We start from the raw sequence: 12,106 nt of genomic DNA on the forward strand, positions 1-12,106 counted from the left end.
GCCGCGGGAGGGCGCGCCGCCACCCGGGAGGCGGCGCGCCCTTCCTCCTCCCCTCACAGTCCGCAAGGAGCACGCACTATGAGCAAGAGCCAGACCAGGGTCGTCGTGACCGGTCTCGGTGCAACGACCCCACTCGGCGGCGACATGCCGTCGACCTGGTCCGCCCTGCTCGCCGGCGAGTCCGGTATCCGCAAACTGGACTGGGAGGGGGTCGAGGACCTGCCGGTCCAGTTCGCCGCGACCCTGAAGGTCGACCCGTCCGAGGTGATGCCGAAGCAGAACCTGCGGCGGCTCGACCGCAACCAGGCGATCGCGCTGATCGCGGCGCGGGAGGCGTGGACGTCCGCCGGGTTCGCCGTGCCGACGGGCGGCAAGGGGCAGAAGGGCATGGAGCGCCCCGGGGTCGAGGGCGGCTACACCGTGGACGGCGAGCGCCTCGGCGTGGTGCTGTCCAGCGGCATCGGCGGCCTGCACACCGCCCTCAACAGCTATGACGTCTTCCGGGAGAAGGGCTGGTCGCGGGTCTCGCCCTTCACCGTCCCGATGCTGATGCCGAACGGCGCCTCCGGGCACGTCGGCATCGAGTTCGGCGCGATGGCCGGCTCGCACGCGCTGGTCAGCGCCTGCGCGTCCAGCGGCGAGGCCGTCGGGTACGCCATCGACATGATCCGCGCGGGCCGCGCCGACGTGGTGATCTGCGGCGGCACCGAGTCGTGCATACACCCGCTGCAGATGGCCTCGTTCGGGGCCATGCGCGCGATGTCGACCCGCAACGAGGAGCCGTCGCGCGCGTCCCGCCCCTACGACAAGAACCGCGACGGCTTCGTGCTCGGCGAGGGCGCCGCCGTGATGATCCTCGAATCCGAGGAGCACGCCCGCGCCCGCGGCGCGGAGATCCACGGCATCGCCGCGGGCTGCGGCTACTCCGGCGACGCCTACGACATCGTGCTGCCCGACCCGTCCGGCTCGGGACAGGCCAAGGCGATGCAGCGGGCCCTCAAGGACGCGGGCCTGGAGCCCTCCGACCTGGTGCACATCAACGCGCACGCCACCTCCACGCCCGCCGGGGACGTCGCGGAGCTCGCCTCCATCAAGGCGGGGCTCGGCGAGGAGGCCGCGCGCCAGGTGGTCATCACCGCGACCAAGTCGATGACCGGGCACCTGCTCGGCGGCGCGGGCGCGCTTGAGTCGATCTTCACGGTCCTCGCGCTCAAGGAGGGCCGCGTCCCGTTCGTGGCCAACCTGGAGGACCTCGACGACGAGGTCGACCTCGACATCGCGCGCGACGAGCCCCGCAAGCTCCCGGACGGTCCGGCGGCGGCGCTCAACAACTCGTTCGGATTCGGCGGGCACAACGTGTCGGTCGCCTTCCAGCGCGCTCTCTGACGGTCCTCGTCGAACGGCCCGGCCGGGTTTCCCGCCGGGCCGTTCGCGCATGCGCAGCCCCCCGCGCGTGCGCACCCGTCCCGCCGCCGCGGGGCGGCGATGACCGCTGCGGCGTCTGATCGGGGCCTACGGGACCCTGAGGGTGACGAGCGCGATGTCGTCGCGCGGCACGCCGTTCTGGAAACCGACGACGCGGTCGACGATCCGGCCGGTGATGGCGCCGGCGTCGAGGCCCCGCGCGTCGGACAGCAGCCCGGCCAGGCGGTCCTCGCCGAAGAACTCCCGGTCGCGGCGCGCCTCGCTGACGCCGTCGGTGAAGAACAGGACGGAGTCGCCGGACCGCAGCTCCACGGACTCGTCGGCCAGCACCACGTCGTCGAGTATGCCGAGCAGGTCGCCGGGGCGGCCGACGCGCCGCACCTCCCCGGAGGAGGCGACCAGAAGCGGCGCGGGATGACCACCGAGCGAGACGGTGAGGAGCGGCTTGCCGCGCGGGCCGTACTCGATGCCCGCGTAGACGGCGGTGCAGAACCGCTCCGCGCCGTGGCCCAGCAGGGACGAGTTCAGCTTCCGGAGGACGTCGGCGGGCGACTCGGCCTCCGTGGCGACCGCCCGCACCGTGTACCGGGCCAGGCTCGTCACCACCGCGGCCCCGGCCCCCTTGCCGCACACGTCCCCCAGCACCAGCCCCCACCGGGTGGGAGAGATCTCGAACAGGTCGTAGAAGTCCCCTCCCACCTCGTCGCCGGCGCCGGCCGGGCGGTAGGCGCCGCCCGCCTCCAGCCCGGGGACGCGCGGCAGCGCGGGCGGGATGAAGCTGCGCTGCAGGGTCTCGGCGAGCTGCCGGGCGCGGGCCTCCGAGTCCCGCGCGCGCCGGCGGGCGTGCAGGAGCTCCCGCTCGTACTCCCGGCGGTCGATGGCGCGGAAGACGCACACCCGGACGGCGGGGGCCCCGTCCGGTTCCTCCGGGCGCAGCGTCGAGTTGACCAGCACGGGCAGCCGCTCGCCGTCCGCGCACTTCAGGTCGACGGCGATCTCGTGGACCTCGCCCTGCATGGTCAGCAGCGGCGCGAAGTGCGTCTCGTAGTAGATGCGGTCCCCGACGGGGAGCAGCTCCTGGAAGCGCGTGCCGTCGAGCAGGTCGTCGGCGCGGTAGCCCGTCCAGTCCAGGAACGTCTGGTTGACCCTGGTGATCGTCCCGGGCGGGCGCAGCGACAGGTAGCCGCAGGGCGCGTGCTCGTAGAGGTCCCGGAGGCGGGCGAGTTCGTCATCCGCGCCGGACATCGGGGCCACTCGGAACCTTCCGCAGAAAGGCCTTGATCGCCGCGATCGTCTCCTCGGGCGCGCTCAGGTTGGGGCAGTGCCCCGTCGCGCGCAGCCGGACCAGCTCGCTTCCGGGGATGGCGCGGTGCACGTAGTCCCCCACCGCCTCCGGGGCGATGATGTCCTCCGAGCACTGCAGGAGCAGGGTCGGGACGCTCAGCCCGGGCAGGTCGGCCCGGTTGTCGGACAGGAAGGTCACGCGCGCGAACTGCCGCATGACGTCGGGATCGGTGCGGCAGAAGGCGTTGGTCAGCTCCCGGCCCAGCTCGGGCCGCTCCGGATTCCCCATGATCAGCGGCGCCATCCGGCTGGACCAGCCGAGATGGTTGCTCTCCAGCGACTCCAGGAGCTCGGTGATGTCGGCGCCGGTGAACCCGCCGACGTACTCCCCGTCGTCGACGTAGCGGGGCGAGGGGCCGACCAGCACCAGACGGGCGAAGCGACCGGGCTCCTTGTTCGCCGCCAGCACCCCGATCATCGCGCTGACGGAGTGCCCGACGAAGATCACGTCGTGCAGGTCCAGCTCGTGGACGATGTCCAGCACGTCCTCGGCGTAGGCCTCCAGGGTGCCGTACCGGTCGGCCGAGTAGGCCGACATGTCCGAGTTCCCCAACCCGACGTGGTCGAAGAGGAGGACCCGATGGTCGGCCTCGAAGGCCGGCGCGGTGAGCCGCCACATCGTCTGGTCGCAGCCGAACCCGTGCGCGAAGAGCATGGGCTGCCCCGACCGTCGGCCCAGGTCCTGCACGTTGTTGCGGGTCAAAGCGGACACCTCCCCAACGTGCCCCGGGCTCCCCGTTTCCACACCTCACGGGGCCGCCCGGCGGCGGGCGTGCTCGCCTCCCGGCCACGGGAGCGTACGAGTCGCGGGACGGGTACGCGCTCCGGGCGGGCGGCGCCGGCCGCGCCGCGGGACCGTCAGACGGCGGCGTGCAGCCAGCGGACGGGGGCGCCGTCGCCGGCCCGGCGGAAGGGCTCCAGCTCGTTGTCCCACGGCGTGCCGAGCAGCCGGTCGAGCTCCTGCTCCAGCGTGGCCTTGCCGACGGCGGCGTTCGCCATCACCGCGCGGAGCCGGTCCTCGGGGACCATGATGTCGCCGCTGGCGCCGATGACCCCCGTGAACACCCCGAGGGTCGGGGTGAAGCTGAAGCGGACGCCGTCGGTGCCGGGCGTCGGATCCTCGGTGGCCTCGAACCGCACCAGTTTCCAGTTGCGCAGCGCGGAGGTGATGCCCGCGGCGGTGCCGGGCCTGCCCTCCCAATGAAGCTCGGCGCGCAGCGTTCCGGGCGCGGCCGGCTGATCTGCCCACTCAAGGGAAACGGGCACCCCGAGAACACCTGCGGCGGCCCACTCGATGTGCGGGCTCAGCGCAGGTGGCGCGGAGTGGACGTAAAAAACGCCACGTGCGGTCACCGGACCTCCTGGATCTGTACCGAGGCTCGTCTTCCCCTACGGCCTCGTACGTCCCAAGTCGGCGTCCGCGTCCCTCATTGTGCATCATCGGCCGGAGTCGCACCACCGTGAGTTCGCAGTTTGTTGAACGCTTGAACACAGGATGCACATCGTTCACCCGGCGCCTCCGTCAAGATCCACTATTGCGAGGGGGACGCGGGTGTGCCTCCCCTCCCGGGTGAGACTCGTCACGCATGCCACCATCGGCCATCTTCCGCTCGTTCCAGGCACGGAGCGTCATCGGTTCGCCACGATGAGCGAAAGGGTCGGTTCGGCGGAGGCGAGGTTCGATGTTCGATCAACAGGCGCGGCTGGAGCGGGTGCTGGCCCGGCACGCGGACGCGGTCGTCGTGGAGCCGCTGCCGGGGCGGCCGGCGCTGATCCGCCGGGACGAGATCCTGGTCGCGGGGCGTGACGCCGGCGCGGCCGAGTCGCTGGTCCGGCGCTGGTACGACTCGCGCGACGACGAGGGCGGCGTCACGCGGCTGCGGCTGCGCGCCCCCGCGAAGGTCGACGTGTGCGAGCTCGCGGCCGTCCTCGGCAGCGCCGACCGGCGGCACCGGAGGCTGAGCGCGGCGCCGAACCACCTCGTCCTCGGCCAGCCGATGTGGTGGAGCGGGCCCGCGGACCTGCCCCGCCCCGCCCCTCCCGTGCCCGCGCCGCGGGGCGGCCCGGTCCGGCGGGACGTGACGGTCGCGATCCTGGACACCGGCCTGTCGCCGCACCCCTGGTACGAGGGCGAGGAGTGGTACCGCGAGCAGCGCGACGAGGTGGCGGAGGTCCTGGACGCCGATCTGGACTTCGCGCTCGACGCGCAGGCGGGGCACGGCACGTTCATCGCGGGCGTGGTGCTGTCCCAGGCGCCGTCCGCCGTCCTGCGGGCCCGCCGCGTCATCGACGGCCACGGGATCGGCGACGAGCTGGACGTGATCCGGGCGCTGGAGTGGCTCGCCGCCTGGGGCCGCGCCGACGTCGTCAACCTCTCGCTCGGCTGCCACACCTACGACGACCGCCCCTCGCCGGTGCTCTCCCAGGCGGTCGCGGCGCTCGGCCGCCGCACGGTCGTCGTGGCGTGCGCGGGGAACGCGGCGACGGACCGCCCGTTCTGGCCCGCCGCGATGAAGCCGGTCATCGGCGTCGCCGCGCTGGACGGCGACGACCGGGCCTGGTTCTCCAACCACGGCTGGTGGGTGGACGCGTGCGCGCAGGGCGTCGGCGTGGCCAGCGCCTTCGTCCGGTTCGACGGCCCCCGCCCCGCGGTGAGCGGTTCCGATCCCGACCGGTTCGACGGCTACGCCACATGGAGCGGGACGTCGTTCGCGACGCCGGTCGTGGCGGGGCGGATCGCCGCCCTCGCCGCGCACGAGGACATCGGGGCGGCCGAGGCGGCCGATCGCGTGCTCGATCCCGCGCGGCACCCGGTTCTTCCGGGTCTCGGCACCGAAGTGCACAGCGCGTCATCGATCGATGCCATAGGGTGAAGGGGGAGCGGGGGGCCTCAGGAGGAGACTTCGGTGGCCCGTAGGGACGATACGGACGAGCTGATAATCCGGGCACGCGACGGCGACGGCGACGCGTGGGCCCGGCTGGTCGAGCGGCACAGCGGGCTGCTGTGGTCGATCGCTCGCTCGTACGGTTTGAACGACGCCGACGCGGGCGACGCGGTGCAGACCACGTGGCTGCGGCTGGTGGAGCGGATCGACGAGCTCCGCGAGCCCGCCGCGGCGACATGCTGGCTGGCCACGACGGCGCGCCACGAGAGCTTACGGCTGGCGCGCCGGCGCGGCCGTGCGCTCCCGTCCGTGCCCGCGCCGCGCGAACCGGAGCCCGATCCGGCGCGGGTGGTCGCGGCGCGCGAGCGGCTCGGCCTGGTCGGCGCGGCGCTGGAGCGGCTGCCGCTGCGCTGCCGGACGCTGCTGCGGCTGTTCGCGCTCGCGCCGAGCCACGCCGAGCTGGCCGCCGCCCTCGGGATCCCCGTCGGCAGCGTGGGCCCGACGCGGGCGCGCTGCCTGGAGTCGCTGCGAAGGCTGGTCTCGTGAACGACGACGAGCTGATGGCGGGAGTCCGCGCGACGTTCCAGATCCTCGACCCGGTGCCGGCGGCCGTGCTCGCGGCGGCCCGCGCGTCGATCGCTTGGCGGGCGCCGGCCGCGCGGCTGGCGGAACTGGAGCACGACCTGGGCGGCCGCGCGGCGGGGGTGCGGGGCGGCCCGGCCCGGACGCTGACCTTCACCTGCCCGGACGCGGCGGTCGAGATCGAGGTGGCGCCGGACGGCCGGTTCCGGGAGATCCACGGGCGGCTCGTCCCGCCCGCGGCGGCGCTCGTCGAGGTCCGCCACCGCGACCTGCCGCCGGGCGGGATCACGGCGCGCACGGAGCCGGCGGGGATGTTCTGGCTGCCGCGCGTGCCGGCCGGGCTGGTGAGCCTGATCCTGCGGCTGGACGACGGCACGTCGATCGTCACGAGCTGGATCCGGCTGTGACCGGACGGGACGAATGAGCGGGCCGGACGAATGAGCGGGCGGGATGAAGGCGTCCTGCTGCGGATGGCGGCGACGGATCCCGCGACCGCCTTCACGCGGGCGCTCGCGCTGCTGGAGGACGGCGGCGGGATCCTGCCGCTGCGCGTGGCCGGTCTGGCCGCCAAGGAGCTGGGCAGGCTCGACGAAGGCCTCGCCTTCCTCCGGCGCGCCCTGGAACTGGCCTCCGGGTCCGACGCGTACGCGGCGGCGCAGGTGCGGATGAACCTCGTCGGGCTGCTCACGGCGAGCGGCGACGTCACCGAGGCGCTCGCCCAGGCGAGGCGGGCGGAGACCGTCCTGCACGGGCCCGACGCCGACCGCCTGGCCGCGAACAAGGCGGGCGCTCTGGCACGGGCCGGACGTCTGGAAGAGGCGCACGACGTCGCGGTGCGGGCCTTGCCCCGCTTACGCGCGGGGCACGACCCCGCCGCGCTCAGCGGTCTGCTCACCAACCTCGGCCTGGCGCGGGTGTTCCGCGGTGACTACGACGGCGCGGAGGAGGCGCTGGCCGAGGCCGTCGCCGTCGGCGAGGCCGCCGCGTTACGCCACCAGACGGCCATGGCGAAGGGGAACCTGGCCTTCACGGTGTCGCGGCGGGGGGACGTCCCGCGCGCGCTCCGTCTCTTCGCGGAGGCCGAGCAGGGCCTGACTGGGGAGCGCCTGGCGCAGTGCCGGTTCGACCAGGCGGAGACGCTCATCATGGCGGGTCTGCCGGGTGAGGCGCGTCCCGTCCTCACCGCCGCCCTGGACGCGGCCACCGCGAACGGGTACCGGTGCGACACGGCTGACGGATACCTCCTGCTCGCCCACGCCGAACTGGCCGACGGCAACGCGGAGGAGGCCACGGTGGCGGCGGAGCTGGCCCGCACGACGTTCACCGAACAGCAGCGCGCCGGATGGGCGCTGCTGGCCGAGCACGTGCTGCTCAAGGCCCGGTGGGCGTCCGGTGAACGCTCCCCCGTCCTGCTGCGTTCGGCCGCGGCCGCGGCGGAACGGCTGGACGCCGGCGGCTGGGCGGACGCCGCCGACGAGGCCCGCATCGTCGCCGCGCGCGTGGCGCTGTCGCTGGGCCGGCCGGCGGGGCATCTGCTGGCCTCCGTCCGGCGGACGAGCGGCCCGGCCTCGGGCAGGATCGCCGCCTGGCACGCGACGGCCCTCGAACACTCCTCCCGCGACGCCCGCAAGGGCGCGCTGGCGGCGGTCAAGGCAGGGCTTGAGGTGACCGAGGAGCACGCGGAGGCCCTGGACGCGCTCGACCTGCGCGCCCGCGCGGCGGGGCTCGCCGCGGAGCTGGCGGAGCTCGGGCTCCGCCTGTCCGGGTCGGCGCGGGAACTGCTCGCCGTGGAGGAGCGGCGTCGGGCGATCGCCCGGCCAGTCCGCGTCCGCCCGCCCAAGGACCCCGAGCGGGCCGCGGCGCTGACCGCGCTGCGCGCCCTCAGCGTCGACCGCACGGCCGACACCGCCCGCGGCGGGGCCCCGGCCGCGCCGCTCGCGGACCGCGCCGCGCTGGAGGCGGACCTGACGGCGCTGGAGGCGAAGATCCGCGACCGGACGCGCCGCCGCCCGTCCGGCGCGTCGCCGGGACGCCCCGCCGCGGCCGGCGCGGTCGCCGCCGCGCTCGGCGACCGCGCCCTCGTCGAGCTGATCGCGATCGGGGACGAGCTGCACGCCGTCACCGTCGCGCGGGGCCGCACCCGCCGCCACCGCCTCGGCGCGGGCGACGCGGCGCGCCGCGAGACCGGCCTGCTCCGCTTCGCCGCGTGCCGCCTCGCCGAGGACGGCGGGCCGCCGGCGCCGTCCTCGCTCACGGGCGCGGCCGAGCGCCTCGACCGCCTCCTGCTCGCACCGCTCTCCCCCGTCCTCGGCGACCGCGAGCTGGTCATCGCCCCGACGGGGGTCCTCCACGGCCTGCCGTGGGCGGCGCTCCCGTCCCTGGCGGGGCGCCCGTTCACGGTCGTCCCGTCCGCCGGGGCCTGGCTTCACGCCCGCACGCGCGCCCCGTCCGGCGGGCGCACCGTCCTCGTGGCGGGCCCGGATCTTCTGCACGCCGACCGCGAGATCGCCGCGCTCCGCCGCCTCCACCCCGGCGCCGCCGTCCTGGACGGCCCGGACGCCCGCGCCGAACCCGTCCGCGACGCCCTGGAAGGGGCCGCCCTCGCCCACATCGCCGCCCACGGCGAGTTCCACCCGGGCAACGCCCTGTTCTCCCGGCTGCGCCTGGCCGACGGCCCCCTCATGGTCCACGACCTCGACGAGCTGGCCGATCCGCCGCGCCTGATCGTCCTGTCCGCGTGCGACATCGGCCGCGCCGACGAGGGGGACGCCGTCCTCGGCATGGCCGGCGCGCTGCTGGCCCTGGGCGCCGCCACCGTGATCGCCAGCGTCCTGCCCGTCCGGGACGACGCGACCCCGGCCTTCATGACCGCTTTCCACACCGCGCTGGCGGCCGGGAAGACCCCCTCCCGGGCGCTGGCCGCCATCGCCCGGACCCCGGCCACGACCGGTTTCCTGGCCATGGGAGCGGGCTGACCCCCGGCGGAGGGTCAGTCGCCGACGGCGATCGGGTTGCCGGGGTCGGCCACCCAGTTCGACCACGACCCGACGTAGAGGGCGGCCGGGATGCCGGCGAGGTGGAGGGCGAGGATCTCGTGGGCGGCGGTGACGCCCGAGCCGCAGTAGGCGCCGACGTCGAGGGCGTCGGTGGCGCCGAGCTGCGCGAACCGCTCGCGCAGCAGCCCGGGCGGCAGGAACCGGCCGTCGACACCGACGTTTCCTGAGGTGGGAGCGTTCCGGGCGCCCGGGATGTGCCCCGCCACGGGGTCGACCGGCTCCTGCTCGCCGCGGTAGCGCTCGGCGGCGCGGGCGTCCAGGAGCACGCCCGCGCGGGCCAGTTCCGCGGCGCCCTCGGCGTCCAGGACGGGCAGGCCGCCGGGGTGGGCGACGAAGTCGCCCGGCTTGGCCTCGGGCTCCTCCGTGCTCACCGGGCGGCCGGCCTCGGCCCAGGCGCGGTAGCCGCCGTCCAGGACGCGGACCCGTTCGTGCCCGAAGTAGCGCAGCGACCACCACAGCCGGGCGGCGGCCGTGGAGTCGGCGTCGTCGTAGACCACGACCAGGCTGTCGGCCGAGACCCCGGCGCGGCGCACCGCCGCCTCGAAGGCGGCGGGGTCCGGCAGGGGGTGGCGGCCGCCGGGACCGGGCGGCCCGGCCACGTCGCGGTCGAGGTCGACGAACACGGCGCCGGGCAGGTGCCCCCTGCGGTAGGACTCGATCCCCGGCGGCCCCGCCAGATGCCATCGGACGTCCAGCAGGACCACGTTCGCCTGCCGTCGGAGCAGCCGGTCCAGCGCGGGCACTTCGATGAGAGGGTGCACATCGCCAGTTTGGCCGTCGTTGCCCCGATTAGGGAGGGGCGAATCCGGGTTCATCTCAACTCCGCGGGATCTCAGGGCCGGGACGCGGTGAGCAGCGGCACCAGTTGCTCGGCCGGGACGAGGGAGCCGTGCATGCCGACCATCTGCTCCAGCCACGGCTCCCTTTCGGACGCCACGATCGCGAGGCCGGTGCGCGGGACGGCGACCACGTCGCCGATCCGCTCCAGCATCCCGGGGCCGATCGCGCCGAACCAGCCGTTCTCGACGGCGTGCTCGCGGCTCACGACCCACGCCCTGCCGCCCAGCGTCTCCGTCCAGGCGGCGAGCACGTCCGCGTGGGCGCCCGGCTCGCTGTAAACGTAGCGGGCGCGGGCGTCCCCGCCGAGCAGGGCGACGCCCGCCGCCAGTTCGGGGACGGCGTCGACGTCGATCCGCTCGTCCGGGTCGACCATGCCGTGGTCGGCGGTCACGTGCAGGGACGAGCCCGGCGGCAGGCCCTCCGCGAGGCGCTGCGCGAGGCCGTCGACGTACCGGAGCATGTGCCGCCAGTCGGCGGAGCCGACCCCGAACCGGTGGCCGGTCGCGTCGAGCTCGGCGTAGTACACGGTGACGTAGGCCCGGTCGCCGCGGCGCAGGGCCTGCCCGGCGCGGTCGGCGAGCTGGTAGGGGCCGCGGCCCGCCACGTAGTCGGCGCCGCGCGTGGTGGCGCGGCTGAGGCTGGACCCCCGGTAGAGGGGCTCCGCCACGTAGGCGACCTCGACGCCGTGCGCGGCCGCCCGCCCGTAGGCGGTCGGGACCGGCTGGAACGTCTCGGGCTCGACGGTCTCGTCGTTCCAGCGAAGGCAGTTCAGCAACCGCCCCGTGCCGGGGATCGCGATCTGCACGCCGAGCAGGCCGTGCTCGCCGGGTGGGGCGCCGGTGGCCAGCGAGCCGAGGCTGCTGACGGTCGTCGCCGGGAACCCGGCCGTGATCGGGCCGCCGTCCATCGCGTTCAGGAACGGCGCCTCGCGGGGATGGGCCCGCAGCTGCTCCCAGCCGAGTCCGTCGACCAGCAACACGCAGACGCGCGGAACGGCGGGCAGGCCCAGGACGTTCGGCGCGTCCGGGACGCCCAGCGCTGCCAGCGCGGAGGACGGCAGGTCGGACAGCGCGGCCTCGCCGTAGCGCGGGACGGGCGGTTCGGAGAGGGCCGGCCCCTCCTCCCGGCCGGACCCGCCGCGCCGCTCGGCGGCGGCCGCGCTCACCGCGCGGTCACGGCGGACAGTTCCTCGGCGAAGGCCAGCACCTGGCTCACGGCGTCCGCGCCGTCCGCGGCCTCGCTGACCCGCAGCGACAGGTCGTCGGCCGTCACGCTGCCGGTGTAGCCGTGGTCGGCCTCGCAGTTCTCGTCGCCGCACGTCGCGGGTTCGAGGTCGATGTGGGCGATGGCGCCCCAGCCGATGGTCAGCACGACCTCCGTGGGCGGCACCCCGGGCACGTAGGACGCCGGGTCGGGGACGACCCGCGTCACCGCGACGGACTGGACGCGCTCCAGCTTGACGGCCTCGGTGGTGGTGGACGCGTGCGGCCGCGTCATGCCCTCGCCGGGCGGGTGCTCGTCGGTGTGGCACACCAGCAGCCGGCTCGCCGACAGCACGAGCACGGTCACGTGCCGCCGGACCTCCATCGCGGGGTCGAAGGTCGCCTCGTGGTGGACGACGTAGGCGGTGACGCGCTCGTCCCCGACGGCCGACTCGACCGCGTCCGCGACCAGGGCCGGGTAGTAACCGCTGCGCTCGATCGCCGTGCGCAGACCACTGACGGTCGCTCGGGTTTCCCTCATGGCCCCATCCTGCCCTGTCCGGGGCCGGACGCGCACATGAGCGCCGCGGCACGCGGCAATATATCCGTGTGCGAGGTAACGCCCTTGTGCGGGTAACGTCCGCGTGCGGGGTACAGGGGGGGCATGGACGAGCATCCACTGCCGACCCCGCCGCCGGTGCCGCCGCCCACGCCGGACCCGGCACCTCCCCCGCAGCCCCCCGTGCCCCCCGAGCCGCCGCCCGGCCCCGCC

11 protein-coding genes are annotated in these 12,106 nt (G+C 75.2%); 5 read left to right on the plus strand and 6 right to left on the minus strand.

Features of this window, described 5'->3' with window-relative positions; all coding sequences use genetic code 11:
• Positions 1-78: 78 nt before the first annotated feature.
• Positions 79-1,386: a beta-ketoacyl-[acyl-carrier-protein] synthase family protein gene (locus ABWI04_RS30280; RefSeq protein ID WP_353834576.1), complete on the plus strand. Its 1,308-nt coding sequence runs from the start codon at positions 79-81 to the stop codon at positions 1,384-1,386.
• A gap of 126 nt (positions 1,387-1,512) precedes the next feature.
• On the opposite strand, the gene ABWI04_RS30285 is transcribed toward ABWI04_RS30280, so the two are convergent.
• The 3 genes from ABWI04_RS30285 to ABWI04_RS30295 form a co-directional block, all read right to left on the minus strand.
• Entirely contained in the window at positions 1,513-2,670 is a 1,158-nt protein-coding gene (locus ABWI04_RS30285) for a SpoIIE family protein phosphatase (RefSeq protein WP_353834577.1), read from the minus strand.
• Positions 2,654-3,481: an alpha/beta fold hydrolase gene (locus ABWI04_RS30290; RefSeq protein WP_353834578.1), complete on the minus strand. Its 828-nt coding sequence runs from the start codon at positions 3,479-3,481 to the stop codon at positions 2,654-2,656. Before ABWI04_RS30290 ends, ABWI04_RS30285 begins: the two co-directional genes overlap by 17 nt.
• Positions 3,482-3,627: 146 nt before the next feature.
• Entirely contained in the window at positions 3,628-4,122 is a 495-nt protein-coding gene (locus ABWI04_RS30295; protein WP_185026294.1) for a DUF3145 domain-containing protein, read from the minus strand.
• Between the two features lie 329 nt (positions 4,123-4,451).
• Here ABWI04_RS30295 and ABWI04_RS30300 point away from each other — a divergent pair, with 329 nt between their 5' ends.
• From ABWI04_RS30300 to ABWI04_RS30315, 4 genes are read left to right on the plus strand one after another with little or no spacing between them, the layout of a single operon-like run.
• Complete coding sequence (locus tag ABWI04_RS30300) at positions 4,452-5,642, plus strand: S8 family peptidase (RefSeq protein WP_345178674.1); 1,191 nt, start codon at positions 4,452-4,454, stop codon at positions 5,640-5,642.
• 33 nt (positions 5,643-5,675) lie between these two features.
• On the plus strand, positions 5,676-6,200 hold the full coding sequence (locus ABWI04_RS30305; RefSeq protein ID WP_345178676.1) for an RNA polymerase sigma factor: 525 nt from the start codon (positions 5,676-5,678) through the stop codon (positions 6,198-6,200).
• Complete coding sequence (locus ABWI04_RS30310) at positions 6,197-6,643, plus strand: hypothetical protein (RefSeq protein WP_345178678.1); 447 nt, start codon at positions 6,197-6,199, stop codon at positions 6,641-6,643. The genes ABWI04_RS30305 and ABWI04_RS30310 overlap by 4 nt, the downstream gene beginning before the upstream one ends.
• 30 nt (positions 6,644-6,673) lie before the next feature.
• Complete coding sequence (locus ABWI04_RS30315) at positions 6,674-9,211, plus strand: CHAT domain-containing protein (protein WP_353834579.1); 2,538 nt, start codon at positions 6,674-6,676, stop codon at positions 9,209-9,211.
• A 14-nt stretch (positions 9,212-9,225) separates the two neighbouring features.
• On the opposite strand, the gene ABWI04_RS30320 is transcribed toward ABWI04_RS30315, so the two are convergent.
• The 3 genes from ABWI04_RS30320 to ABWI04_RS30330 all read right to left on the minus strand — a co-directional run bounded on the left by ABWI04_RS30320 (position 9,226) and on the right by ABWI04_RS30330 (position 11,875).
• Complete coding sequence (locus tag ABWI04_RS30320) at positions 9,226-10,053, minus strand: sulfurtransferase (protein ID WP_345187825.1); 828 nt, start codon at positions 10,051-10,053, stop codon at positions 9,226-9,228.
• 71 nt (positions 10,054-10,124) lie between these two features.
• Positions 10,125-11,297 carry an alkaline phosphatase family protein gene (locus ABWI04_RS30325; protein ID WP_353834580.1) on the minus strand — a complete coding sequence of 391 codons (1,173 nt, stop codon included), beginning with the start codon at positions 11,295-11,297 and terminating at the stop codon, positions 10,125-10,127.
• Positions 11,294-11,875, minus strand: a complete 582-nt coding sequence (locus ABWI04_RS30330) for a DUF5998 family protein (protein ID WP_185026304.1) — start codon at positions 11,873-11,875, stop codon at positions 11,294-11,296. The genes ABWI04_RS30325 and ABWI04_RS30330 overlap by 4 nt, the downstream gene beginning before the upstream one ends.
• Positions 11,876-12,106 lie beyond the last annotated feature (231 nt).

Origin of the sequence: Actinomadura sp. NPDC000929 (assembly GCF_040492065.1) — a bacterium.
GTDB classification, from domain to species: Bacteria; Actinomycetota; Actinomycetes; order Streptosporangiales; family Streptosporangiaceae; genus Spirillospora; species Spirillospora verrucosospora.

What these genes read in the sequence shown, in the direction of transcription:
- ABWI04_RS30300 (WP_345178674.1), top strand. Translation starts at nt 4,452, where the DNA reads ATGTTCGATCAACAGGCGCGGCTGGAGCGGGTGCTGGCCCGGCACGCG.
- ABWI04_RS30315 (WP_353834579.1), top strand. Translation starts at nt 6,674, where the DNA reads ATGAGCGGGCGGGATGAAGGCGTCCTGCTGCGGATGGCGGCGACGGAT.
- ABWI04_RS30330 (WP_185026304.1), bottom strand. Translation starts at nt 11,875, where the DNA reads ATGAGGGAAACCCGAGCGACCGTCAGTGGTCTGCGCACGGCGATCGAG.
- ABWI04_RS30280 (WP_353834576.1), top strand. Translation starts at nt 79, where the DNA reads ATGAGCAAGAGCCAGACCAGGGTCGTCGTGACCGGTCTCGGTGCAACG.
- ABWI04_RS30285 (WP_353834577.1), bottom strand. Translation starts at nt 2,670, where the DNA reads ATGTCCGGCGCGGATGACGAACTCGCCCGCCTCCGGGACCTCTACGAG.